Source organism: Arthrobacter sp. Y3225116 (assembly GCF_059091245.1).
In genome coordinates, this window is the sequence record NZ_JBNHGL010000029.1 from 1 (window position 1) to 24,768 (window position 24,768).

Sequence of the window (24,768 nt, forward strand, 5' to 3'; positions counted from 1 at the left end):
GACGCGACAGCCGACGCCCCGCTGCTGGAGCGGCTGGCCGCCGGTTTGGAACGGGCCGAGGAAGCCATCGACAGCGGTGCCGCGGCCGAGGCGCTGCAGCGCTGGATCGACGCTACCCGCTGACTTCCGGCCCGCGCGTGGGCCGCAACAGCTTAACAAGGAGTGCCCCGGACAGGATGTCCGGGGCACTCTGTCTGCGCGCGCGAAGCCTAGTGCTCGAACCCGAGCGAGAAGGCTGCATCCAGGTCGTGCTTGGAATAGGCGCGGAAGGCGATGTGAGTGGTCGTTGCCTGCACGCCCCGGACCTTCGAGAGCCGGTCGGCGATGACATCGGCCAGTTCGTCGTGCTTGGCGACCCGGGCGACGGCGATCAAATCCCATTCCCCGGTGACCGAATAGACCTCGCTGATGCCCTCGATCTCGGAGATCTCCTGGGCGCACTCCGGAATCCGGGTCGCATCGGTGCGGATGAGAACGAATGCTGTAGCCACTGCACTGCCTTTCTGCTGGAACTGGGTGTTCTTCCCTCTATCCGAGGTTATTCCACCCGTCGGGCGAAACGTAGTTTGATGAACAGTGCGGCGGCCGCCCGCCACCCCAACAGCAGGGCGCCGAGGACCAGGAAGGCCACGATCTGGAAGGACAGCGCGAGCCCGCCGCCCGCCAGGCCGCGCAGGGCGAGCCCCAGGGCCACTGCGGCCAGCCAGACTGCGACCCCGGTCGGCCAAAGGGAGGCCGGCCGGCGCCAGGCGCGCGAGGCCAGCCAGCCCACGAGGGCCCCGGCCAGGAACGGGCTCGCGGTAATCAGGATTCCGGCCAGGGCCATTCCGTGTTCGTGCGTGTTTCGGCCCGCCGCCGCAAAAATGACGACGGCGGCCAGGTCCAGGGCGATCGATACTGCCGCCAGCGGGATGCCCGCCCGGAGCCGGGGCGATGTTTCAGTCACCCCTCCACACTATCGGGCACCCACGGGCGTACGATGCGAGGACGAGCCGGCCGGGGTCCGACGCCGTCCGCGGCAGTCGGGCAGGGGGCGAAACCGGGCGGCTGGGCAGGGGCCGAAGCCCGCGGCGGATGGGGAGGAGCGGAAGCCATGAAGTTGGCACAGGTTGCGCTCGGTGTGCACGAGCTCGAGCGGGCCACCGCTTTCTACACCGACCTGCTCGGTGATCCGCCGGCCGGGGTCTTCGACCCTCCGGGCTTGGTGTTCTTCGATCTCGACGGCGTGCGGCTGCTGCTGGAGGTGGGCGCGCCGGCCGCCCTGTTGTACCTGCAGGTCGACTCGGTGCGGGACCGGGTCGAGGAACTGCGCGCCCGGGGGATTGCGGTTGTCGAGGAACCACACATCATCTTCCGGCATGCCGATGGCGCCTTGGGACCAGCCGGCATGGATGAATGGATGGGGTTCATCCGCGACTCCGAAGGCAATCTCGTGGGGCTGGTCAGCCACCAGCCGGTGGAGCAGTAAGGTTGCATCCGTGCCTACAACCCTGCATACTTGTTGCCTGAGCCACAAGGAAGCAGGTTTGTATGTATGTGCTGACCGTCGATCAGCGGCGCTCACGCCGCCACGTGGACCTCGTCGAGGGCGCGCTTGGAGCCCTGAATGAGGACCGGTCCCGTCCGCTGGTGCGCGGGTTCGAACGCACCGCCGGCGACGAGATGCAGGCCGTGGTCGCCGACGCTGCCGTGGCGGCGGATCTTGCCCTGGACCTGGCGGTCAGCAACCACTGGAGCGTGGGAATCGGCGTGGGCGGGGTTGTTACTCCGCTGCCGGAATCTACCCGCGCGGGTTCCGGCGAGGCCTTCGAGCGCGCACGCGAAGCGGTGACCGCGGCCAAGACATCGCCGGGCAACGTCGCCGTCTCCGGTGCCCGCGAGGAGGCCGGCCATGCCGAAGCGGTGCTGCAGTTGCTGGTGTCGGTAGCGCGGAAGCGCAGCAGGCAGGCGACCGAAGCCGGGATGCTCAGTGATGAAGGACTCACCCAGCAGCAAATCGCCGGCCGGCTGGGGATCACGCAGCAGGCCGTCTCCAGCAGGCTGCACAGTGGACTCTGGCCGGAGTGGCGACGCGCACGGTTGGCGGCACAAGCGTTGCTGGAAGGGGCCGACCGATGAGCGTCATGGCACTTGTCACGCTCTGCGTGGCCGGGGCGGTGGCGGCGCCCATGTACTTCGAGCGGTTCCAGGGCCGGGGCAACCGCTGGCTGTATGCCGCCAGCGCCGTGTCGCTGCTGCTCCTGGGCATTGCGGGATTGTTGGCGGTCCTGGGGTCCGGCGGCCTGGGCCCGGCAGCCTATGCGCTGGGCGTGGCGGCCGCCGCGATCGGCGGTGGCCCGGCCACCGTGACCATCCTGCGGTTGTCGTTCAATGCCTCGCACCCGGACAACCACACCGACCCCGAAGCATCCCCGGCGCTCCGCGGAGGGGCCTGGATCGGGGTGCTCGAGCGGACGGCCATCGCGGCCACCCTGCTGGCCGAGTGGCCGGAAGGATTGGCCGTTGTCCTCGCAGTGAAAGGCTTGGGCCGGTATTCGGAACTCGGTCAGTCCGGGGCGGCCGAGCGCTTTATCCTGGGCACTTTCGCGAGCGTGCTGTGGGCCGCGGCCGCTACCGGCATCGCGGTTCTGCTGCGCTGAGCGCAGGCGACGCCTCGGCATTCCCGGCCAAGAGGGCGGCGCCGGGTTAGCGGCGCTCAGTCCGTAATAGAAAGCACGGTCCCGCCCGGTGATGCCGCCGCCCCCTGCAGGGCCCGCGTTCCGTCTCCACGAAATATTCCCCGCGGTCTGTTGCCCACGCCACATTCGTCCTCTTATGATGATCACCGGTCAAGGAGCGGCCATGGGGAACTCTTGAGGGGACAAAGCATGGATCCCAAACTGCGAGTGGTCGTCCGGCTGGATATCGATCGGGAATCCGCCAATATCGAAGTGCGCGGGCACGTGACAACCCGAAACATTGTGGCGCTGTATTCGTTGGTTCGCCGCACCAGCGCGCTTGCGCCCGGGCGGGGCGTCACCATCAACCTCCAGAATGCCCGGATTGAAGCTGCCGCGCTGGAAGAGCTTCACCGCTGCAGTGAAAGCAAGCGGCTTCCCGGTTATGCAGCCCCCGAAGGGGAGGGGTGCCGCCTGCAGGTGATAGACCCGGATGGCAGGGACGCCACGACCCTGGTGCTGGCCGGTGCCCCCGGCTGAGCCGGAGGCATCACGTTTGGCTGCCGGTCGGTGCCCGGTTCACGTCGAACACCCGATTCACACGTTCGAGGGGCGGTTCCGGTACGCCTGATACAGGGGAGGAGCCCATCATGCAGAAGATCACGCCGTGCCTGTGGTTCGACAGCGAGGCCGAAGAGGCGGCACAGTTCTACGTCCAGCTGTTCAAAAACTCGAAGATCCTCGACGTGACGCGCTACGGCGAGACCGGTCCGGGGATGGAAGGCCAGGTGCTGACCGTAGAGTTCGAGTTGGACGGCCAGTCCTTCACGGCCCTGAACGGGGGAGCCCAGTTCACGTTTAATGAGGCCGTGTCCCTGCAGGTGGACTGCGAGGACCAGGCGGAGGTCGACCGGCTCTGGGACGCGCTGACTGCCGACGGCGGTGCCGAGAGCCAATGCGGATGGCTCAAGGACAAGTACGGATTGTCCTGGCAAATCATTCCCTCGGTGCTGCCGCGGCTGATCGGCGGGCCGGATCCGCAGAAGGCCCAGCGTGCCATGGAAGCCATGCTGCAGATGAGGAAGATCGACATCGGCGAACTGCAGCGCGCCTACGACGCCGGCTAGCGCCTTGTGCGCCGCGAGCCCCTTCGCGCTCGTGCCGGCCGAGAGCTCACAGGATGCCGGCCGGAAGGTGCGTGTTCCTGACGGCGTCGAAGACGACGTCGGTGAGTCTGTGCTGGCGCGCGAGGACTCCCCGCTGCCTTGCCGCGCCGGTCCCGTCGCGAAGGATTCCGTCGACGACGGCCCGTATGGGATCCAGATCGTCCGTTTCCGCCAGCACTGGTCCGACATGTTCGAGCAGTGCTGCGACCACGTTGCGGGCCGGGGCGCGGTCGCTCTTCACAGGGTGGAGCAGTTCTTCTTCCAGTCCTGACCTGCTGGCCCGCCAGGACGCAAGACGCAGCAGCTCCGCCGGTACCGGAGGCGGCGGGCTGCCGTCGCTCCATTGCCGGGCAGCCGTTTCGACCAGGGCCCGGCACAAGGCGGCCACGGCGGCGGCATGTTCCGCTTGCAGGCAGACATCGGCCACGCGGATCTCGACCGTCGGATGCCGTTGACCCAGCCGCGCGTCGAAATAGATCATCCCCTTATCCAGCAGCACGTCGCACTCGAGCAGCATCCCCAACAGTTGGTGGTAGGCAGCGGGGGAGCCGAAGATGCCGGTCGGCCCGGCGGTGGGCCACCGTTTCCAGACCTGGTAGCGGAAGCTGGCGTAGCCACTATCCACGCCCTGCCAGAAGGGGGAGTTGGTGCTCAGCGCGAGCAGGACCGGCAGCCAGACGCGGATCCGGTCAAGCACGGCAACGGCTTCCTCATCGGAGGCAACCGAAACGTGCACGTGGAAACCGCACGTCAGTTGTTCGCGCAGGGTCATGCCGAACCGGGATTCCATGGCCTGGTATCGCGGCCGCGGCACGAGGCTGGTAGTGGCAGGCAGGGGATAGGTGCCCAATGCTGCAGCCCTGGCGCCAAAACGCCGCGCCTGTCGGTCAGCCTCCGCGCGCCCGGCCCTGATGCCCGCTGCCAGGTCCTGCAGATCCTTGTACGGAGCGGACACCGCTTCGAGCTGTTCCTGCTTGACCTCGGACATCAGGCTGCCCTTGTAGCCGCCGCGGGACGCCGTTGCCCCGGGTGTATCAAGCACCGCAGGTTCTTCCTGCTCCCGGAGCAGTTGTTCCGAGACGGAGGCCAGGGCGCCGGTCTTGGCGTCCACCAGGAGCAGCTCTTCCTCCACGCCAAAGGTTCGCATGCTGTTTAGTGTTCACCACAGGCGGGCTTGGCGAAAGACCGTCGCGGTTCGCCGGACCTTCCGTGGGGGGCGGACGCGGCACGGTGACGGAAAGTCATCCAGGTTGATCAGGTTCGGCTGCGGAGATGACCGCATTCAGGGGTCCCGCCGGGCTGCAAAACGGGATACCGTAGCCGACACGGAGACGCGCATGCATCTCCGGCAGGGCCCGCAACCGATCAGAATCCATCGGCCTGAGCTTCGACAAGGCCGGTTTGCACCTCCGGGGTCTGTGCCGTTGTGGGCCGGGTAATATCGGCCTTCAACCTAGGATCGTGCTGTGGAAATCGTCGAAACCATGCTCCCCGGCGTCGGCATGCGATATGACCTGAAGACGAGGACCAACGTCAATTTTTCCCTGGTGATAGACCGGAATGGCGGGGCCGACATCCTGACCTTTGACGAAGCCGATCCGGACAGGGCAATCAGCAAGCTCCAATTGGAACCGGAAGAAGCGTTACAACTGGCCGAGCTATTGGGCGCGCCCCGGATCATGCAACGTTTTGCGGATCTCTCGCGGGAGGTCCCGGGATTGGAAACCAGCCGCTTTGCCGTTCGGCCCAACTCACCGTATGCGGGCCGGCCGCTGGGGGACAGCAAGGCCCGCAGTCGGACGGGGTGCTCAATCGTGGCGATCATACGAGGGGAGCGCGTGATTACTGGCCCCACCCCACAAGAGCAACTCCTCGCTAACGATGACTTGATAGCGCTGGGGTCGGCCGACGGACTGGCCGCACTTGAAGCTCTCATCAATGCGCCGACCGCCACCTGAACGTGACACATCTGTCGCTCCTTCTGATCGAACTGGGAGTGCTGTTCACCGTCCTCTCCGGGCTCGGCCTTCTGGCACACAGGCTTGGCCTTTCACCCGTCCCGTTTTACCTCCTTTCCGGGCTGCCGTTCGGAGAGGACGGACTGCTGCCGGTACATGCAGCGGGGCCCTTTGTGGAAACCGCGGGGGAGATCGGCATTGTCCTGTTGCTGCTCCTGCTGGGGCTCGAGTTCTCCGCGGCCGAGCTGATGTACAGCCTCAAGCGGCATCGAGTCTCGGGTTTGATCGATTTCCTGTTGAACGCGGTGCCCGGGTTCCTGCTGGGACTGGTGCTGCAGCTGCCGTGGCAGGCGGCACTGGCCCTTGGGGGAGTCACCTGGATATCCTCGTCAGGCATCATCGCCAGGTTGCTGGATGACCTGGGCCGTTTGGGTAACCGGGAGACGCCGGCGGTGCTGTCGATACTGGTTCTGGAAGACATCGCCATGGCGCTGTTCCTTCCTATCCTGGTTGTCGTACTTGCCGGCGGCGGAGCCTGGCAGGCAGCCGGGGGAGTCGCCCTGGCCGCAAGCGCTGTGACTCTCGCCCTTGTCGCGGCACGTAAGGCCGGGTACCGGATGGGACGTCTGCTGTCTCATCCCCAGAATGAACAGGTCATGTTGCGCCTCCTCGGCATTACATTGGCCGTTGCCGGCGTGGCCGAGGGGATGGGCGCCAGTGCAGCAGTCGGCGCCTTCCTGGTGGGCATAGCGATTCCCCAGCATTTTGCCGACCGTGCCCGGCACGTTTTGAGCCCGCTGCGCGATCTCTTTGCAGCGATCTTCTTTGTGACCTTCGGCCTGGCCATCGATCCTGCGGACATGTGGCCCATCCTGCCTGCAGCACTGCTGCTGTCCGTCGTGACCGCTGCTACCAAACTGGGTACGGGCTGGTGGGCAGCAGGAAAGGAAGGAGTGCGGCAGCGTGGACGCGTCCGGGCGGGGGCCGCCCTGGTCACCCGGGGTGAGTTTTCCGTCGTCATTGCCGGTCTGGCGGTTGCGGCAGGCTACACAGTGGTGGGGCCCATCGCCGCAGCTTATGTGATGATCCTGGCGGTCGCAGGTCCTCTTCTGGCCCGCTTCAGCGACGCCTGGATGCCTCGTGCGGGCGGAATGGACGTTCCGAAACCGGGTCCCGAACCGAGGTGAAGGACCTTCATGGCGTAGCCGGGGCACGCGGGACTCCACCGGCATCAAACGCCGAGCGATATCGCAGTGCAACACTAGGTCCGTGGCTGCTTTCACGATATCGACCGCCCTGCCAGTCTCCGATGCAGAACTGCTTTCGCTCTACCAGTCTGTTGGTTGGGCGGCTTATACCAACAACCCGGATCTGCTCTGTCGTGCGACAAGGAACTCGTCCTTCGTAGCAACGGCTCGGACTCAACACGGCAAGCTAATTGGGCTCGCGCGGACCGTTTCGGACGATGCAACAATCTGTTATGTGCAAGACATCCTGGTGCACCCGGCGTTTCAGGGCACCGGCGTCGGGCGTGCCCTTTTCACCCAAGTAGAAGAGCGGTACCGGCACGTTCGGCAAATGGTGCTCATCACGGATGATGAGCCGCAGCAACGCGCCTTCTACCAATCCATGGGATTGACCGAGGGGTCAGATTTCGAATCAGGTCCCGTTCGGGTCTTCGCCCGGTTCCGCTGACGCGCGACCGACAAATGACGAACGGCGCCGTGCTCTTCAAGACGCCGACAAACGCACTTGGCCCAAGCTGACCTGAGCAGTTTTTCTCTAAAGTCTCGGCCGTCAAGAGACAGTGGGGCGCCCCGATTGCATCAGGTGCAACAATGCATATTCTACTGACACCTCTCGATTCGCGGATGGGCGTGATTTCTCTGCGATTTGGGCGTCGTGCCCCCGCTGGCAGAAACGGACCGTTGGCTTCAGGCTGGGAGTAGTTCAGGATTTGAGCATCCGGCCAGCGGCCCCAGCAGAGGGGGGTTCGCTCGTGCCGCCCGATTGGCAGTGCGGGGAGACCCTTTCTGGTGGCTGATGGCGGGTGGAGTGGGTGCAGCGATCCTCGGGATGGCACTTCTCGTCCGTGACTTTGGGCGGACGGGTCGGTTCCTGGCACGCACGGCGGATGCGGCCTCGCGGTAACACCTGAAGCCGCGCCGCAGGGGCCCATCGGCTGCGCCGCCCGGTGCGTCCGATGGGAGAGGGCTTGAATGGCTCTGCAGAGGAGGTACTCGATGCTTTACTTGACATAATGTGGATTATCGGCGTTACGGAAAGGCGCAAGCGGGGACCCAATCCGTGGCGGTTCGCCTCCTGCTGCGGCGCATGCTTACTCGGTCGTTGGCTGCGTCTTCTACCCAGTTTTGCGATGTCCCGGCATGGCGGGAACATCTCGTGCCAGGCCGACTGTTTGCTGCTGGTCGCTCCAATGATCCATGACGTTCGCAGTCACACGAACTCACGGCCGAACGCCGGCTACAGGCAGCCAGGACTCGATGTCACGCCAAGTGGGCGGCGAATTTGAGGCGAGACCCGATAGTGGGCTGGAAAGGCTGTTTTCCGGCAACCGCGTGTGCAATCGGGATCCCCTCGAACGACGTCGGCACTCCCCTCAAACCAGCATCAGGTTGACATAACTCTGCACCCGCCTGTTGCCGCCGGAGTTCGGGACTCCGGCGGCAACCTTGGTCCTCAGGCACCGACGTAGGCCGCCAGGTGCTTGCCGGTCAACGTGGAGCGATCGGCGACGAGATCGGCCGGCGTCCCCTCGAAGACAATGCGGCCGCCGGCATGCCCGGCCCCGGGCCCGATGTCGATAATCCAGTCGGCGTGCGCCATGACGGCCTGGTGGTGCTCGATCACGATAACCGACTTGCCGGAGTCGACGAGGCGGTCCAGCAGGCCGAGCAACTGCTCGACGTCGGCCAGATGAAGTCCCGTCGTGGGCTCATCGAGCACGTAGACGTCGCCCTTTTCGGCCATTTGGGTCGCCAGCTTGAGCCGTTGCCGTTCGCCGCCGGACAACGTGGTGAGCGGTTGGCCCAGCGTCATGTAGCCGAGTCCCACGTCGGCGAGCCGCTCCAGGATCTTGTGGGCGGCCGGGGTTCGCGCATCGCCCGTGCCGAAGAACTCCTCGGCCTCGGTCACCGGCATGGCGAGCACCTCCGCGATGTTCCGGCCGGCGAGCGTGTATTCCAGCACCGCCGCCTGGAACCGCTTCCCCTCGCATTCCTCGCAGGTGGACTCGACGGTCTCCATGATGCCCAGTTCGGTGTAGATGACGCCGGCGCCGTTGCAGACGGGGCACGCGCCCTCGGAGTTGGAGCTGAACAGAGCCGGCTTGACGCCGTTGGCCTTGGCGAATGCCTTGCGGATCGGCTCGAGCAATCCGGTGTAGGTGGCAGGATTGCTGCGCCGTGACCCTTTGATCGCTCCCTGGTCTATCACCACGACGCCGGGGCGGCGGGCGACCGAGCCGTGGATCAGCGAACTCTTGCCCGAGCCGGCGACCCCGGTGATCACCGCGAGCACTCCGAGCGGGACGTCGACGTCCACGTCCTGAAGGTTGTGCGTCGAGGCGCCCCGAACCTCCAGGGCACCCGTGAACGGGCGGACCGACTCCTTCAGGGACGCCCGGTCGTCGAAGTGGCGGCCGGTGGTGGTGTCGCTCCCCCGCAGTTCCTCAACGCTGCCTTCGAAGCAGATCGTCCCGCCCGACGTGCCCGCGCCCGGCCCGAGATCCACGACGTGGTCGGCAATGGCTATGGTCTCGGGCTTGTGCTCCACCACCAGCACGGTGTTGCCCTTGTCCCGCAACTGGAGCAGCAACTGGTTCATCCGCTCGATGTCATGGGGATGCAGGCCGATGGTGGGTTCGTCAAACACGTAGGTTACGTCGGTGAGCGACGAGCCCAGGTGGCGGATCATCTTGGTGCGCTGTGCCTCTCCCCCGGACAATGTCCCCGCCGGCCGGTCGAGCGACAGGTAACCCAATCCGATCTCCGCAAACGAATCGAGCAGGTGCTGCAGGCCGGTGAGCAGCGGCGCGACCGACGGCTCTTTTAGATCGCGGATCCACTCGGCCAGGTCGCTGATCTGCATCTGGCAAAGATCTGCGATGTTCTTGCCGCGGATCTTCGACGACAGCGCCTCCTGCGCGAGCCGCGTCCCGTTGCACTCGGGGCAGGTGGCGAAGGTGATCGCCCGGTCCACGAAGGCCCGAATGTGCGGCTGCATCGCCTCACGGTCCTTGGAGAGCATCGACTTCTGGATCTTTGGAATCAAGCCCTCGTAGGTGAGGTTGATCCCCTCCACCTTGATCTTGGTCGGCTCCGAATAGAGCAGCTGGTGGAGCTCCTTCTTCGTGTACTTCGCAATCGGCTTGTCCATGGGCAGCCCAGCCCCGCTGAAGATGCGGCCGTACCACCCGTCCATGCTGTAGCCGGGTACCGTCAGCGCGCCTTCGGAGAGCGACTTCGTCTCGTCGTAGAGCGCGGACAGGTCGAAATCGCTGACCGAGCCCATGCCCTCGCAACGCGGACACATCCCGCCGAGGCGGTTGAAGGTCGCCTTCTCCGCCTTGGTCTTGCCGCCGCGCTCGACCGTGATGGCCCCGCTGGCCTTGACCGACGGGACGTTGAAGGAGAAGGCGTTGGGCGACCCGATAAACGGGTCGCCCAGCCTGCTGAAGAGGATCCGCAGCATGGCGTTGGCGTCGGTGGCCGTGCCCACGGTGGAACGCGGGTTGGCGCCCATCCGTTCCTGGTCCACGATGATTGCGGTGGTCAGGCCGGCGAGGAAGTCGACCTCGGGACGCGACAAGGTCGGCATGAAGCCCTGGACGAACGCGCTGTAGGTCTCGTTGATCAGGCGCTGCGACTCCGCGGCAATGGTGCTGAACACCAGCGAACTCTTGCCCGATCCCGAGACCCCGGTAAACACCGTGAGCCGCCGTTTAGGGATCTCGATATTGATGTCCCTGAGGTTGTTCACCCGGGCGCCCTGCACCCGGATCAGGTCGTGGCTGTCCGCCGAATGCAGTGACGCCGGCTGCAGGTCCCTCGTCGTGGCCGTGCTCATTGCTGTCTCCATCCCTTGGGTGCCTCGCCCGCACGGCCCGACCCTGCGCCGGCAAGACCGCTGTCCGCTCGGTTCGTGTGCCTTGCCTGGGGGCGCCACTCCGCCCGCCGCGGCAACGATTACGTCTTTACCTTAATGGACTTGCCCGGAACCCGCTCCGGATTTTTGGTCCCCCGCGGCCGGCGTTACTCCGCCGCCTCGCCGACCGCCTCGAGCGCTTGGCGGATGCGGCGGGACGGTCCGCCCAGGTTCAGGTCCGTCGCGAGCTGCTCAAGCCGTTCTGCCTCTTCGGGGCGCAGCGGCCGGAGGGTGGCATCGAACGTCCCGAGCTCCAGGTCGCGGACGACGCCGACAACGGTCGGGGCGACGTCGAGGTAACCGGCGGCCTCCGTGATCTTGGCCCGCATCCGTGCGGCCATGGCAGCCGTCGGGTCCGCTGCCGCCGCAACGATTCCGCCGAGGCTGCCGTAGTCCTTCAGCAGCCCGGCCGCCGTCTTGTCGCCGATGCCCGCAACTCCGGGCAAGCCGTCGGACGTGTCCCCGCGCAACGTGGCGAAGTCCGCGTACTGGCTGGGCAGCACGCTGTACTTGCGTACCACCGATACGTCGGTCATCACCTCGAGGTTGCTCATGCCCCGCGCCGTGTAGATCACCCGCACCGCGCGGTCGTCGTCCACCAACTGGAAGAGGTCCCGGTCCCCCGTGACAATGTCCACGGGCACGTCGGCCTGGGCCGCGAGACTGCCGATGACGTCGTCGGCCTCGTGATGGTCCGCGCCGACGACGGCGACATTGAGCGCGTCGAGCACCTCGCGGATCAGGGGCAGTTGTTCCACCAGGCCCGCCGGCGTCTCCTCGATATCGAGACCGTCCGGCACGGGCCTGGCCACGCGGTGGCTCTTGTAGGTGGGGAGCAGTTCGACCCGCCACGCGGGGCGCCAGTCGTTGTCCCAGCAGGCCACCAGCCGGGTGGGTCTGTAGTCGGTGATCAGCCGTGCCATGATGTCGAGCAGCCCGCGCACGGCGTTCACGGGGGTGCCGTCCTTGGCTTTGATCGTGTCCGGCAGGGCGTGGAAGGCCCGGAAGTACAGCGACGCGGTGTCGAGGAGCATCAATCGTTCGGCCACAGGTTGCCCTTTCGCTGCCGGTGAGGAGCACGTCCACTGGAGTTGGTACTACCTTAGTGGCATGGTTCCCGGTCCCCTGCGGTACCGCAGCGGCTTGGTGGTGCTGCTGATGACGGCGGCCCTGCTGGCCGCATGTTCGGGCGCTCCCGGGAGCCTCTCCCCTGCCTCCCCGAGCGCCCGGAACCTGATCGCTGCTGCCGTGGACCAGAGCCGGGCGGACTACACGGACCGGGTGGTCAACCTCATGATCACCAACACCTCCGCGCAGCCCCTGCTCGTCACCTCCGCGGCGCTGCATTCCCCGCTTTACGACGACGCCGCCGACTGGAAGCCGACGCGCACCGGCGGGACCAAGGTGTCGCCCGGTGCGACGGTGAGCCTGCCGGCTGACCTGCCGGCCGCCCGGTGCTCCGCCGGTCCGTCCCCGACTGCTCCAGAGCATCGGATAGCGGTGACCCTGGACGGCGAGGGCTCCGCGCCGGGCACGGTGGAAGTTCCTGCCGGCGATCCGCACGGTGTGCTCGCGCGCAACTACACCGGGGATTGCCTGGCGCAGGCGGCGGCTTCGGTGGCCGGGCTTCGCGTCGACCCCGGGCTTCAGGTGCTGGCCGGGCGCGGCGCGGCCGTCGTCGGAATCGATGTCCGGCCGTCCGGCGGGAAGGGGTCGCTGGTCATCGAATCCTTCGGGACCACCACCTTGCTCAGCGAAGACGCCGAACACCCGTGGCCCAGGAACATCCGCGTGGCCGGGACGGATCCGGCGTCGCGGCTGGCCCTGCGCGTCGTACCGACCCGCTGCGATCCCCATGCGCTGGCCGAAGACAAACTGGGCACCAAGATTCCGGTAACCATCAAGGCGGCGGGCGGAGCCGGCGTGCTGCGGCTGGACGGCGGACGGGATTTCACCCGCGAGGTATACCGGTTCATCGCCGACGCCTGCTCCTCCGCCGATCGGAGCGGCTAGCGGCGCACGAAGGGCCGGCGCGCCCTACACTGACAGCTGTGACTGACTACCCTGCCGAACGCCTGCGCGATCTGGTCCATTCGCTGGCTGCCTCCGGCGACCCTGCCCCCATCCTGCAGGTAGGCGAGCCCGTGCTGAGGCAGCCTGCCGCGGCGTTTGACGGGCAATTGGACGACGCGGACCTGGACGCCCTGCTGGCGCTCCTGCGCCGGACCATGCACGCGGCGCCCGGCGTCGGACTTGCGGCGCCGCAGATCGGAATCCCGCTGCGCATCGCGGTCCTCGAAGACATCTTCCCGACGGCGCCCGAGGTGGCCGCAACCCGGGAACGCGCGCCGCTCCCCTACTTCGCCATCATCAATCCGTCCTACCGCGCCCGCGGCGACGAGACAGCCGCGTTCTATGAGGGGTGCCTGTCCTTCGCGGGCTACCAGGCGGTGGTGGAACGCCCCCGCAGCGTCGACCTCGACTTCGAGCGGCCCGACGGCGTCCGCGTGCGCGAGACCTTCTCGGGCTGGCAGGCCCGAATCGTGCAGCACGAAACGGACCACCTCTCGGGCACGATGTACGTGGACAAGATGCAGCCCCGGTCCCTGAGCGGCAATGACGAGTACACCCGGCACTGGGCGCAACCGACGATTGACCTGGCACGCGCAGGCCTGGCCTTTTAGCCCCGCAACGGGCCGGCACCAGGCCGCGAACGTCCCGGGAACGTACCGGCAGCGTGCCGGCGCCGGCCAGCCCGCCGGGCTACGCCCGGGCTGCGGGATCCGGTTCGGCGGCTGCCGCGCGTCCGCCGTCGTTGTTCTGCGCCGTGGGAAGGTAGGCCGCCCACCAGCGCAGGATCTCGTCGAAGCGCTGCTTCCGGTGCCACGGCGTACCGGTACGGGACAGCTCGTGGTTCTCCCCGGGGAAGATCAGCAATTGCGTGGGCACGCCGCGCTGCTTGAGCCCCACGTAGTAGCGCTGGGCCTGTTCCAGCGGGCAGCGCAGGTCGTCTTCGGAGTGGATGACGAACACCGGCGTCCGGACGGAATCCAGCCCGGCGAACGGGTTCTGGCCGCGCACCTGCTCGGGATCGGTGCCGGTGTATTCGTCCGAGAAGAACCAGCCGATGTCCGAGGAACCGACGAACGACGGCGGATCCAGGTAGCCCCGCTCCACGATCGCGGCGGTAAACCGGTGGTCCCGGGACACCGTCCAGGCGGTCAGGTAGCCGCCGTAGGATCCGCCCATGATGCCCTGCCGCGTACCGTCCAGCTGCGGGTATTTGGCGACGGAACCCTCCAGGAACGCCAGGACATCGGCCATGGCGAGGGTTCCCATGTCGCCCTTGACGGCGCGCCCGTGTGCCTGCCCGTAGCCCGCGGAACCGCGCGGGTTGCACATGACGACGGCGTAACCGGCGCGGGCATAGACCTGTGCCTCGTCGAAAACCTCCCAGCCGTACTGCGCGAACGGCCCGCCGTGGATGTTCAGCAGCACGGGATGCGGCCCCGGACCCTCGGGCAGCAGCACCCAGCCGTGCACCGGGTACCCGTCGGCCGAAGCGAAAGTCTCTTCCCGCGGCGCAATGATGCCGGAGTCCCGCAGCGCAGCTGAGAAGTCGGTCAGGCGGGTGAGTCCGCCGCCGGTCACGAGCCCCAGGTCGCCGGCGGTCGACCCGTCCGAGAAACTGACGACGGTGCGGCCCGCCGCCCGGTCGGCCGCCGCTGCGGTCAGCGGGCCGTCGACCAGGACCGCCATACCGCCGGTTGCCGAGACCTCCACCAGTTGCACGGCGCCGCGCTGCCGGTTGAGGGCCAGCACCGCATCCGGGCCGGCCGCCGCCAGCGTGCCTTCGCCCAGGTCCGTCCCCTCCGGATCGGTCAGGCGGCGCACCTCGTGCGGGGCGGCGACCGGAGCCGCGTACAGCGCGGCATTCTGCGCCACGAAGTCCCTCCCGCCGCCGATCAGGCTGCCCAGGTAGAACAGCCAGCGGCCGTCGGCGCTGGGCAGGGGCGACGCGGCGGCCAGGAGCGGGCCGGAAAGGTTTGACATCAGCCGCGGGCTGCCGCCGGCAGCGTCGGGCTCCAGCGCGTACACGTCCCGGCGCAGGTCCTCGTCGGCTCCCTCGTGGAGGGCCGCGGTGAAGTAGAGCGTGCGGCCGTCCGGGCTGAACGCGGGGCCGTCATGGTCGGCGTCCGCGAACGTCAGCCGTCGCGCTTCGGGCACGGCGGCAAAATCGGCTTCGCCGTCCCGGCCCGCCTGGCGGGCGGCGCGGCCTACCGGAGCGACCGGCGGTTCGGCCTGCACATCCGGTGCGTCCACCGCGAACAGCTGGGCACGCTTGTCCCCGGTGTAGCCGACCCCGTTCAGGCGATACTTGTAGCCGGTGACCAGCCGGGGATCCTCGGCGCCGGGGCCAACGCCGTCCACCGTGCCGTAGCGTCCGTCGGCGGGGACCCGGGCCGCGAAGACCAGGCGGCGTGAGTCCGGGGACCAGACGAACGAGGAGACACCGAGTTTCTCGTCGGTGACCGCGACCGGCTCCCCGCCCCGGCTGTCCACCACCATCAGTTGCGCCCGTTCCCCCGGGCCGGCCGCGCGGAGGAACGCCAGGCAGAGCCCGTCGGGCGAGTAGGCGGGTGCCGTGTCCCGGAAACCGCGCGTGAGGCGCCGCGGCGCGGCACCGCCGTCGTCCAGCGGGACTTCCCACAGCTGTCCCACATAGCTGTCCGACGCAAAGTTGGGATGCGTGGCCGAAACCGCGGCGCGGCCGCCGTCCGGATGGAGCGTGGGGGCGGACACGGAACTTAATAAAGCAATGTCTTCAGATCGCACGAGTGTGAGCCTAGTCTCACCAGCAGGCCGGAGCCAATCGGCCGATCACCGTCCGGCTTTGCCTAGGATGGAGCATGCCCTCCGCCCCGCACTTCCCGGACCTGATCCCGCTGCTGCTCTGCCCGGTCTGCGGGGAAGGACTGATAGCCGCCGGGCCCTCCCCGGCCCAAGGGCTCCGCTGCGCGGACGGCCACCAGTACGACGGCGCCCGGCAGGGGTATGTCAATATGCTCACCGGGCGCGGCACCCGGTTCATCCCGGACAGTGCCGACATGGTCTCCGCCCGGGAGGCGTTCCTGGGCGCCGGCCACTACGCACCCCTGGCGGAGCAGCTGTCCCGGACGGTCGGCGCCCTCCGGCACGGCTCCCCCGCTCCCGTGGTGCTGGATGCCGGCGCCGGCACCGGCTACTACCTCGCAGCCGTCCTCAAGGGGCTGGGCGACGGGCGGGCCGTGGCGCTGGACCTGTCCAAGTTCGCCCTCCGGCGCGCGGCCCGGACGCTGCCGGATGCCTTGTGCCTGGTCTGGGACCTCTGGAAGCCGCTGCCGCTGGCGGCAGGGACCGTAGACCTGATCCTCAACGTGTTTGCCCCGCGCAACCCGGCCGAATTCGCCCGGGTGCTGAAACCGAACGGGCACCTGGTGGTTGCCACCGCTGCGCCGGGGCACCTGGACGAGCTGCGTGACGTGGTCCCGCTGCTGGCCGTCGATACCGACAAGGCTGACCGGCTGGGGGCGGCCCTGGGCGGCGAATTCGAAGAGCTGGCCGCCGATCCGCTGCAGGTGCCGCTTCAGTTGGACACGGAGGACATCGTGCGGCTGGTGATGATGGGGCCCAACGCCCACCACACCGACGCCGACGCGGTGCGTGCGGCCGTCGGGGAGGCCGGGCGACCGCTTCAGGTCACCGCGCGTTTCACCGTGAGCACGTACCGGCGCCGCGGCCGCGGCGGGGAGCCAGTCCGCCCCGCCGGCTAGCGCGACCGAAAGCCCAAACCGCTAGCCGCGGCCGGGCCTGGCTGGGGTTTTCTTCCGGACACCCGGATTCAGGTCGACGAACATCCACTTCAGGAACAGCTGGATCAAGGGTCCGATGGCCAGGACGAACACCAGCGTGCCGAGGCCCACGACGCCGCCGAGCAGCCACCCGGCGAGGGTTGCCGCTGCTTCGATGCCGGTGCGGACTATCCAGACCTGCCAACCGGTGGCGGCGTGCAGGCCGGTCATCAGGCCGTCCCGGGGGCCGGGTCCGAGGCCTGCCCCGATATACAGCGCGCTGGCCGCCGCCAGCAGGACCAGTCCGGCAGTGAACGAGAGAACCTGCGCGGCCAGGTGATCCCAGAACGGGATGAGCAACAGCCCGAAGTCGGCGAAAAACCCGACGAGGATGGCGTTCGCGACCGTTCCCGCGCCCGGCTTTTGCCGCAGCGGGATCCACAACAGCAGCACGGCCGCGCTGATCGCCACCGTGGCCCAGCCGAAGCTGATGCCCGTGGTCCTGGCCACGCCCTGGCTGAGCACATCCCAGGGGGCCGAGCCAAGGTTGGCCCGGATCATCAGCGCGATGGCGATCCCGTACGCAAAGAGGCCGGCCAGCAGCCGCAGCGTTCTCAGGGACAGCCGATTGCTGGTCAGCAGGGTTCGCATGGCCGGCTCCGGGGTGCGCGGCAGGGCGCGGTGTTCAGCACTGAATCATCCTATCCGGCAACGCCGCCCGGCCCGCCGGACGGCCTTTCTGGTCACAACTTGGCCACGATACGCCCCGGACCGCCCGGAAGTGGCGGATTTCACTCCGCCGCGCGCCGTCGTCGGGCATGATGGAGGTATCAAGGGCAGCAGCAGCCCGCGGTTGTGCACGCGCGAAAGAGGCAGGCCTACGTGACTGCGGCTGCTCCAACATCAGGGGGTACTGATGATCGAATGGCTCGTCGCCAACAGCTGGGTCCTCTGGCTGGCCGTGTTCCTGATCCTGGCCATCGTCGAAATGATGACGCTGGACCTCTTCTTCATCATGATGTCCTCCGGCGCGCTCGTGGCCCTGTTCGGAGCGCTGCTCGGCCTGCCCTTCTGGATGCAGGTGGTCATCTTCTGCGTGGTCGCGCTGCTGATGGTGCTTTTCGTCCGACCGGTAGCGCTGCGGCATCTGCGCAGCGGACCGCGGGACCTCGCCACCAACATTGACCGGCTGATCGGCGAATCGGCCATGACCCTCGAATCCGTCACCGGCCATTCCGGCGTGGTGAAGATCGGCGGCGACACCTGGTCGGCCCGGTCGGCGGACGGGTCGGCCATCCCGGCCGGCCAGCGCGTTTCGGTGGCCCGGATCGAGGGGGCAACCGCCGTCGTGACACCGCAGCGCGCAGACGGGCCGCTGCCGGCCCAGTAAGACCCCGGGCGGGCATCGTGCCGGCACCGTGACCCACTGACACCACTCTTAGAGGGGAACTATGGATAGCAATATCGGAATCTGGATCGTGCTGCTGGTCCTGATCGTCTTCGTCGTGATCGTGCTGGTCCGCGCCGTGCGGATCATCCCGCAGGCACGGGCGGGCGTCGTGGAACGGCTGGGCAAGTACCAGCGCACGCTGAACCCCGGGTTGACCATCCTGATCCCCTTCGTGGACCGGCTGCTGCCGCTGCTGGATCTGCGCGAACAGGTCGTGTCCTTTCCGCCGCAGCCGGTCATCACCGAAGACAACCTGGTGGTCTCCATCGACACCGTGGTCTACTTCCAGGTGACCGATGCCCGCGCCGCGACCTATGAGATCGCCAACTACATCCAGGCGGTGGAGCAATTGACCACCACCACGCTCCGCAACGTGGTGGGCGGCCTGAACCTGGAAGAGGCGCTGACCTCACGCGACCAGATCAACGGCCAGCTCCGCGGCGTCCTGGACGAAGCCACCGGACGCTGGGGCATCCGCGTCTCCCGCGTGGAACTCAAGGCGATCGATCCGCCCCACTCCATCCAGGACTCGATGGAAAAGCAGATGCGGGCCGAGCGCGACCGCCGGGCGGCCATCCTGACGGCCGAAGGCACCAAGCAGTCCCAGATCCTGACGGCCGAAGGCCAGCGCCAGGCGGCCATCCTCGCCGCCGAAGGCGACGCCAAGGCAGCGATCCTGCGTGCCGACGGCGAGGCCCAGGCAATCCAGAAGGTGTTCGACGCCATCCACAAGGGCAACCCCACGCAGAAGCTGCTGGCCTACCAGTACCTGCAGACGCTGCCCAAGATCGCCGAAGGCGAGTCGAACAAGCTCTGGATCATCCCCAGCGAGGTGGGCGAAGCGCTCAAGGGCATCGGCAGCCTGCTGGGAACGGCCACGCCGGACAGCGAGACGGCCCCGGCCGCCTCAACAACCGGCAGCGAGCTGCGCGGCTGAGACAGCAGAAACAGGCACGGGGCCGGGAGCCCGGGGCGTCAGCGGGTCGGATGCTCCTGGCTCCCGGCTTTGGTTTACCCGGGACCGCCGCCCGGACTATAATGGGTGGTTTGCCGGGAAGTTGCCGCCCACAACCATCCTTGACGCAGGCGGGATTCGCGTTATCATCGCGGCCGGGAACAGACGGCCGCCCGCCGACGTTGAGACTGTTAGCGAGCCATCGCGGACGCGGTCCAGCCGCCGGTCCGCCACAAGACAAGAGGGAGAGATCATGAGCGATCGTAGCCTGCGGGGTATGCGCCTCGGAGCGCAGAGCATGGAGACTGAATCCGGTGTCGAACCGGCTCCGCGCCAGCGCGTTGAGTACCGTTGCGAGGACGGCGAGCAGGTGTTCGTGACCTTTGCCGCAGAAGCCGAGATCCCCCCGGTATGGGTTTCCAAGTCGGGCAAGGAAGCACTCCTGGTCAACGGCGAAAAGCCCGTCGATCCGAATGCCAAGCCGGTGCGCACCCACTGGGACATGCTGCTGGAACGCCGCAGCGTTGAGGAGCTCGAACAGATCCTCGAGGACCGCCTGACCAAGCTGCGCGAACGCCGCGGGGAACGGCGCACGGCTTAAGGCCTGACCGCACATCCTTACAGAGAGGGAGCGCGCCCTGACGGGTGCGCTCCCTCTCTCTTTTGTGCCGTCGGGTTTTTCGGCGGTCAGCGTTTCCGGGCGCGGAGTCTCCGCCACTTGTCCGCGATCCCCCATTTGGTGACCAGCAGGATGGACTCCAGCACGATGCCGCCGCTCATTTTCGAGTCGCCGTATTCGCGTTCGACGAAGGTGATCGGCACTTCACGGACCGCCAGTCCTGCCTTCAGGGTCTGCCAGGTGAGGTCGATCTGGAAGCAGTAACCAACCGATTCCACGCTGTCCAGGTCGATGGCGCGCAGGGTTCCGGCCTTGAAAGCGTTGAAGCCGCCGGTGATGTCCCGGATGGCCACGCCCAGCATGAGCCGGGAGTACAGGCTGCCGGCCAAGGAAATGGCCTTGCGGTGGAGGGGCCAGTTGACCACCTTCCCGCCCGGAATCCACCGCGAGCCCTTGACCATATCGGCGCCGCCATCGAGTGCGCCCAATAACCGGGTCAGTTCCTCGGGCTGGTGGGAGCCGTCGGCGTCCATCTCCACCAGGACGTCGTACCCGGCGTCAAGCCCCCAGCGGAAGCCGGCGATGTAGGCGGCGCCCAGCCCCGCCTTCCCTTCGCGGTGAAGGACGTGGATGGCGGAGTCGTCGGCCGCCAGTCGGTCGGCCAAAGTTCCGGTGCCGTCCGGGGAATTGTCGTCGACCACCAGGATGTCCGAGCCGGGTACGGCGGTGCGGAGGCGGGCTACTGTCTTCGGGAGGGACTCGATCTCGTTATACGTCGGGATGATGGTGACGACCCGCACTCAGTGGCCTTTCGAACGTTGTGCTGCAAACCGCAGATTTCCTCGTGCCGGAGATACCCCGGGGGCCTCCGCATCGACGGTCCAGTATAGGCCATGAGTTTGTACCGGAGGCCGGCGGGCACGCCCGGCCGCGCGGCCTCAGGTGGAAGGAAGGGTAGGTCCGCACGCCTTCGGGCCACGAAAGCAAACCTGTGGGGGAACGCAGACATGTTTTCTACTGACGTGCGGACCTACCCTGGAAGTGCCGGTTCGTCAAGGGACATTGGGCGCAACCCGCCCGCAGGCAGGTGCCGCCAGCAGCCTCTCTCCCCGGCACGGACCGGAATCCGCGAAGAAATACCGGCCCATTGAGAGTTCAGCCTACTGGCTGAGCGGGATGTGTCAATACCGCTCTGACCTGCGGTTTTGTCCATACCTGCACGTCAGAGCGGGGCTCCCGGCCGCCAAAAGTCACCGAAATCAAGCAAATCGTTCAGATTTTTCGGAGTCAGCCCAAACCGGACCCGCCTCAGGAGCCGTCGTGAATGGTTACTCCATTCATCACCGTGCGGACACACACCGGCAACTTTCCGCTGTCCAGGGAGGGCAGCATGGGCGTACCGGCCCGCGCATCGGTGCTCCAGGCGGACACCCGCGAGTCGGGAGTCTGGATGGAGAGTTCGTCCGCGTCCCAGACGGCGAACGTCGCGGGAGTACCCGGAGCCAGCTGGCCCTCCATGGGGTTCCGTTCTCCGGCGGCCCGCCACCCGGCCCTGGTGTGCGCCAGGAACGCCGCCCGGGCCGAGATCTGCTCGGACCGGTTGTGGTGCTCCAGGCACGCCTTCACGGCGGCCCACGGGCTTTGTTCCGTGACCGGGGCGTCGGATCCGATCGCGACCGGAACGCCCGCAGTCTGCAGCGTTCCCACTGCGTTCATGGCGAGTGCCGATTCGGCGCCGAGCCGCGTGGCGTACATGCCTTCCGCCCCGCCCCAATAGGCGTCGAAGAGCGGCTGCATGCTGGCCGTGACCCCGTGCCGGAGCATCCGCTCCAGCGCCCCTTCGGGCACCATTTCCACATGTTCGAGGCGGGGGCGGGCCGAACGTACCGCAGCGTCCCCGACGCGTTCGGCGGCCAGGTCCAGGGCGTCGAGCACCCGCAGCAGACCGGCATCGCCAATCACGTGGAAACCCGTCTGGATGCCCTGCTCCGCCGTCAGTTCCACATGCCGCGCCGCAGCCTCGGTGTCGAGATAGAGCGTCCCGTGGGCCCCCGGGAGGTCGGCGTAGCCCGCACTGACGGCCGCCGAATGCGATCCGATGGACCCGTCCATGGTCAGGTCCCCGCCCAGCCCCCGGAGGCGGCCGGAGAAGTAGTGCATTGTTTCCTTGACCTGTTCGGCGGAGGTCATCAGCTCCCCCCAATACGGCAGGATCCTCGGTCCGGGCTCGGCATCGCCGAGCGCGAGCAGCGCCAGCAGGTCCTCTGCGGGCCCCAGTTGCGGGGCGGCCATCTCCGTGACGGCGACGTACCCGCGGGACGCAGCGTGCCGCAGGGCCAGCCGGTGGAGCTCTTCACGCCGGCCGCCTGCAGGGGTCTGGACCGCGGCCCGTGCCCGTTCAAGGGCCGGCCCGCTGACCGTCCCGGTAACAGACCAGCCCGGCACCTCCGAGAGCGACAGGCGGGACGCCAGCGCGGCGGAGACGGCCGCCGAATGGACATCCACCCGCGTCAGGAAGACCTCCGCTCCGCCGGCCGCCCGGTCCAGTTCGGCGGCGGAGGGGGCGCGGTTCTCGGGCCACCGGGTTTCGTCCCAACCGTGGCCCAGGACGGGGCCGCCGTCCTGCCGGGCAGCGTCGGCGACGGCGTCGAGCAGTTCCACCAGCGATGCGCAGCCGGTTAGGTTGAGCGAGGACAGGGCGAGCCCCGTCTGCGTCACGTGGGCGTGCGCGTCCACGAAACCGGGCGCCACCAGGCGTCCATCGAGGTCGACGACCCGCATGCTGCCGTCGGCGATGGACGTCGCGGCATGCTCCGACCCGATCCAGGCCACGGTGCCGCCGTCGACGAGCATCGCCGTGGCGTACGGGTCGGCGGCGCTGTAGATACTGCCATTGCGGTACAGCGTGAGGCCCGTGGCAGCGGGCAGGACAGATTCGCTCATGGAAATCCTTTCAAAAGGGTGGTGCGCGCGGGACCGGCGCTATTCGGCCACGGCGGCGTAGGCGACGACGCCCCGGCGGACCAAGCCAATGGCCTGCCTGCCGCGGGCCGCGAGCTGAGGATCGAGGGCGGGCACTTTGATCAGCTGGTCCAGCAGGTCGATCACCTGCTTGGCCCACCGGACAAAGTCGCCGGCGGCCAGGTCCGTGCCCTTGAGCGCGGTCTGCAGGGACCGGCCGCTGGCCCACTTGTAAATCGGCCAGGCGAGTCCCAGCTCCGGCTCGCCGGTGAGCGGCAGCCGGTGCTGTTCCTCGAGATCGGTCAGCTGCGACCACTCACGGACGGCGATCATGACGGACGCTTCCATGGCCGCCGAGGGCATCTTGGGCCGGATGCCGGCCTCTTCCCGCTTGGCCTGGTACACGAGGCAGGACACGAAGGCCGCCAGTTCCGCGGCGGTGAGCCCGGCGAAGGCGTCCTGCTCCAGGCACAGCGCCACCAGCAGGTCACGGTCGCCGTAGATCCGCCGCAGCCGTTCTCCGGCGGGGCTGATGGCGACGCCGTCGCCGCCGGTCTCCAGGTAGCCATAGCTGTCGAGCACCTGGCAGACCCGGTCGAAGGTCTTGGCGATGGTGTTCGTGCGGCCCTGGATCTGCGTCACCAGCTGGTCGGTTTCCTTGCGGAGATTCCACCAGCGCTCGGCCCAGCGGGCATGGTCTTCCCGGTCGCTGCAGCCGTGGCAGGGGTGGGCCTTAAGTTTTCGCCGCAGGTCGTTGATCTGCCGCTCGGCCTGTGTCCCGCCGGGGACGATGAAGTCACGGTGCTCGCTCCCCCGCCGCGGCGGGCGCTTGTCGTGCAAAGCATTGCGCAGCGAGGACGCCAGATCGCGGCGTTCCTTGGGGCTGCGCGCGTTGAACGTCTTGGGGATCCGGATGGTGGAGAGTACCTCCACCGGGCCCTGGAAGTCGTCGACGGAGATGCGGCGGATGTGCTTTTCCTGGGTCAGCACCGTGGGACGGGGCTCGCGGGCGGCCTCGTCCCGGTCCAGCACCACGGCGTAGCCGAGGTTCCGGCCCGCAGAAATATCGATGATGTCGCCGCGGCGCAGGCGGTCCAGGGACGATGCCGCCGCCGAGCGGAGGTGCCGGGACTGGGTGCGGGAGGCGCGTTTCTCGACCTCGTTCAGGTCCCGGCGCAGGCGCGCGTATTCGTTGAAGTCGCCCAGATGGCAGCTCATGGCCTTCTCGTAGCCGGCCAGCGATTCTTCCCGGCTGCGCACCTGCTTGGCCAGGCCGACCACGGAGCGGTCGGCCTGGAACTGTGCGAACGAGGTTTCCAGGATCTCCCGGGCCGGGCCGCGGCCGAACTGCGCGATCAGGTTGATGCTCATGTTGTAGGTGGGCCGGAAGCTGGAGTTCAGCGGATAGGTCCGCCGTGACGCCAGGCCCGCTACGGCTCCCGGATCCGTGCCGGGCTGCCAGAGCACCACGGCATGGCCTTCGACGTCGATGCCCCGCCTGCCCGCGCGGCCGGTGAGCTGCGTGTACTCCCCCGCCGTGATGTCGACGTGTGCCTCGCCGTTGAACTTGTCCAGTTTCTCCAGCACCACGGTCCGCGCCGGCATGTTGACGCCCAGCGCCAGCGTCTCCGTGGCGAAGACGGCGCGGACCAGGTTGTCGGCGAAGAGCTTCTCCACCACCTCCTTGAACGTCGGCAGCATGCCGGCGTGGTGGGCGGAAAACCCGCGGGACAGGCCTTCGCGCCAGGTCCAGAAGCCCAGCACGTCCAGGTCCTCTTCGGCGATGTCCTGCACGGCCTCGTCCACGCGGCGGACGATGACGGCGCGTTCCTTCTCCGTGGTGAGCAGCAACCCGGATTCCAGGCACTGCTTGACGGCGGCGTCGCAGCCGTTCCGGGAGAAAATGAAGGTGATGGCCGGGCACATGGACGCGCCGTCCCATAACAGGGCGGAAACGTTGCACCCCGCGCGCTGTTTTGCTTCGGCCCCAACCGGTGACGGGGGC

General features: G+C 67.6%; 24 protein-coding genes. 14 read left to right on the forward strand and 10 right to left on the reverse strand.

All coding sequences use genetic code 11. The features are described 5' to 3' along the window. Positions 1 to 209: 209 nt before the first annotated feature. Positions 210 to 491, reverse strand: a complete 282-nt coding sequence (locus tag AC5RV2_RS05095; RefSeq protein WP_494091469.1) for an Lrp/AsnC family transcriptional regulator — start codon at positions 489 to 491, stop codon at positions 210 to 212. A gap of 47 nt (positions 492 to 538) precedes the next feature. After that, complete coding sequence (locus AC5RV2_RS05100; RefSeq protein ID WP_494091470.1) at positions 539 to 946, reverse strand: DUF3054 domain-containing protein; 408 nt, start codon at positions 944 to 946, stop codon at positions 539 to 541. Between the two features lie 147 nt (positions 947 to 1,093). Between AC5RV2_RS05100 and AC5RV2_RS05105 the strand changes: the two genes are divergently transcribed. The 5 genes from AC5RV2_RS05105 (at position 1,094) to AC5RV2_RS05125 (ending at position 3,784) form a co-directional block, all read left to right on the forward strand. Then, the gene (locus AC5RV2_RS05105) at positions 1,094 to 1,468 is read left to right on the forward strand and encodes a VOC family protein (protein WP_494091471.1); all 375 of its coding nucleotides are present in this window, start codon (positions 1,094 to 1,096) and stop codon (positions 1,466 to 1,468) included. Positions 1,469 to 1,530: 62 nt separating this feature from the next. Next, positions 1,531 to 2,118, forward strand: a complete 588-nt coding sequence (locus AC5RV2_RS05110; protein WP_494091472.1) for a sigma factor-like helix-turn-helix DNA-binding protein — start codon at positions 1,531 to 1,533, stop codon at positions 2,116 to 2,118. Next, complete coding sequence (locus AC5RV2_RS05115) at positions 2,115 to 2,639, forward strand: hypothetical protein (RefSeq protein ID WP_494091473.1); 525 nt, start codon at positions 2,115 to 2,117, stop codon at positions 2,637 to 2,639. Before AC5RV2_RS05110 ends, AC5RV2_RS05115 begins: the two co-directional genes overlap by 4 nt. A 228-nt stretch (positions 2,640 to 2,867) precedes the next feature. Beyond that, on the forward strand, positions 2,868 to 3,197 hold the full coding sequence (locus AC5RV2_RS05120; RefSeq protein WP_494091474.1) for a hypothetical protein: 330 nt from the start codon (positions 2,868 to 2,870) through the stop codon (positions 3,195 to 3,197). 110 nt (positions 3,198 to 3,307) lie between these two features. After that, the gene (locus tag AC5RV2_RS05125) at positions 3,308 to 3,784 is read left to right on the forward strand and encodes a VOC family protein (RefSeq protein WP_494091475.1); all 477 of its coding nucleotides are present in this window, start codon (positions 3,308 to 3,310) and stop codon (positions 3,782 to 3,784) included. Between the two features lie 46 nt (positions 3,785 to 3,830). Here the strand turns inward: AC5RV2_RS05125 and AC5RV2_RS05130 are convergent, their stop codons facing one another. Then, entirely contained in the window at positions 3,831 to 4,970 is a 1,140-nt protein-coding gene (locus tag AC5RV2_RS05130) for a glutamate--cysteine ligase (RefSeq protein WP_494091476.1), read from the reverse strand. Between the two features lie 319 nt (positions 4,971 to 5,289). Between AC5RV2_RS05130 and AC5RV2_RS05135 the strand changes: the two genes are divergently transcribed. The 3 genes from AC5RV2_RS05135 (at position 5,290) to AC5RV2_RS05145 (ending at position 7,476) form a co-directional block, all read left to right on the forward strand. After that, positions 5,290 to 5,781, forward strand: a complete 492-nt coding sequence (locus AC5RV2_RS05135) for a cation:proton antiporter regulatory subunit (protein WP_494091477.1) — start codon at positions 5,290 to 5,292, stop codon at positions 5,779 to 5,781. A 2-nt stretch (positions 5,782 to 5,783) separates the two neighbouring features. Beyond that, on the forward strand, positions 5,784 to 6,968 hold the full coding sequence (locus AC5RV2_RS05140; protein ID WP_494091478.1) for a cation:proton antiporter: 1,185 nt from the start codon (positions 5,784 to 5,786) through the stop codon (positions 6,966 to 6,968). Positions 6,969 to 7,050: 82 nt separating this feature from the next. After that, a complete protein-coding gene (locus AC5RV2_RS05145) occupies positions 7,051 to 7,476 on the forward strand; it encodes a GNAT family N-acetyltransferase (RefSeq protein WP_494091479.1) in 426 nt (141 codons plus the stop codon). A 1,005-nt stretch (positions 7,477 to 8,481) separates the two neighbouring features. Here AC5RV2_RS05145 and AC5RV2_RS05150 read toward each other — a convergent pair. Together AC5RV2_RS05150 and AC5RV2_RS05155 are read right to left on the reverse strand one after the other, a co-directional pair. Next, positions 8,482 to 10,869, reverse strand: coding sequence for an ATP-binding cassette domain-containing protein (locus AC5RV2_RS05150; RefSeq protein ID WP_494091480.1), 2,388 nt, complete (start codon positions 10,867 to 10,869; stop codon positions 8,482 to 8,484). Between the two features lie 185 nt (positions 10,870 to 11,054). Next, the gene (locus AC5RV2_RS05155; protein ID WP_494091481.1) at positions 11,055 to 11,996 is read right to left on the reverse strand and encodes a 5'-3' exonuclease; all 942 of its coding nucleotides are present in this window, start codon (positions 11,994 to 11,996) and stop codon (positions 11,055 to 11,057) included. Positions 11,997 to 12,057: 61 nt separating this feature from the next. Between AC5RV2_RS05155 and AC5RV2_RS05160 the strand changes: the two genes are divergently transcribed. Further along, on the forward strand, positions 12,058 to 12,960 hold the full coding sequence (locus AC5RV2_RS05160; protein WP_494091482.1) for a hypothetical protein: 903 nt from the start codon (positions 12,058 to 12,060) through the stop codon (positions 12,958 to 12,960). Positions 12,961 to 12,998: 38 nt separating this feature from the next. Continuing rightward, positions 12,999 to 13,631: a peptide deformylase gene (locus AC5RV2_RS05165; RefSeq protein WP_494091483.1), complete on the forward strand. Its 633-nt coding sequence runs from the start codon at positions 12,999 to 13,001 to the stop codon at positions 13,629 to 13,631. Positions 13,632 to 13,710: 79 nt separating this feature from the next. Here AC5RV2_RS05165 and AC5RV2_RS05170 read toward each other — a convergent pair whose 3' ends face one another. Further along, positions 13,711 to 15,783, reverse strand: a complete 2,073-nt coding sequence (locus AC5RV2_RS05170) for a S9 family peptidase (RefSeq protein ID WP_494091484.1) — start codon at positions 15,781 to 15,783, stop codon at positions 13,711 to 13,713. Between the two features lie 74 nt (positions 15,784 to 15,857). Between AC5RV2_RS05170 and AC5RV2_RS05175 the strand changes: the two genes are divergently transcribed. Next, complete coding sequence (locus AC5RV2_RS05175; protein ID WP_494091485.1) at positions 15,858 to 16,760, forward strand: methyltransferase domain-containing protein; 903 nt, start codon at positions 15,858 to 15,860, stop codon at positions 16,758 to 16,760. A 21-nt stretch (positions 16,761 to 16,781) separates the two neighbouring features. On the opposite strand, the gene yczE is transcribed toward AC5RV2_RS05175, so the two are convergent. Further along, positions 16,782 to 17,429, reverse strand: a complete 648-nt coding sequence (gene yczE / locus AC5RV2_RS05180) for a membrane protein YczE (protein WP_494091486.1) — start codon at positions 17,427 to 17,429, stop codon at positions 16,782 to 16,784. A gap of 265 nt (positions 17,430 to 17,694) precedes the next feature. Between yczE and AC5RV2_RS05185 the strand changes: the two genes are divergently transcribed. The 3 genes from AC5RV2_RS05185 to AC5RV2_RS05195 all read left to right on the forward strand — a co-directional run bounded on the left by AC5RV2_RS05185 (position 17,695) and on the right by AC5RV2_RS05195 (position 19,784). Beyond that, positions 17,695 to 18,168 carry an NfeD family protein gene (locus tag AC5RV2_RS05185; RefSeq protein WP_494067841.1) on the forward strand — a complete coding sequence of 158 codons (474 nt, stop codon included), beginning with the start codon at positions 17,695 to 17,697 and terminating at the stop codon, positions 18,166 to 18,168. 61 nt (positions 18,169 to 18,229) lie between these two features. Further along, positions 18,230 to 19,165 (forward strand): SPFH domain-containing protein, encoded by a 936-nt coding sequence (locus AC5RV2_RS05190; protein ID WP_494091487.1) that lies wholly within the window; start codon positions 18,230 to 18,232, stop codon positions 19,163 to 19,165. Between the two features lie 271 nt (positions 19,166 to 19,436). Then, positions 19,437 to 19,784, forward strand: coding sequence for an RNA polymerase-binding protein RbpA (locus tag AC5RV2_RS05195; protein ID WP_493978444.1), 348 nt, complete (start codon positions 19,437 to 19,439; stop codon positions 19,782 to 19,784). 86 nt (positions 19,785 to 19,870) lie between these two features. On the opposite strand, the gene AC5RV2_RS05200 is transcribed toward AC5RV2_RS05195, so the two are convergent. From AC5RV2_RS05200 to AC5RV2_RS05210, 3 genes are all read right to left on the reverse strand, one after another. Further along, complete coding sequence (locus AC5RV2_RS05200; protein ID WP_494091488.1) at positions 19,871 to 20,602, reverse strand: polyprenol monophosphomannose synthase; 732 nt, start codon at positions 20,600 to 20,602, stop codon at positions 19,871 to 19,873. A gap of 508 nt (positions 20,603 to 21,110) precedes the next feature. Then, positions 21,111 to 22,745, reverse strand: coding sequence for an amidohydrolase (locus AC5RV2_RS05205; RefSeq protein WP_494091489.1), 1,635 nt, complete (start codon positions 22,743 to 22,745; stop codon positions 21,111 to 21,113). Positions 22,746 to 22,784: 39 nt separating this feature from the next. Then, positions 22,785 to 24,768 (reverse strand): DEAD/DEAH box helicase (locus AC5RV2_RS05210; RefSeq protein WP_494091490.1); only part of this gene is annotated, 1,984 nt, incomplete at its 5' end.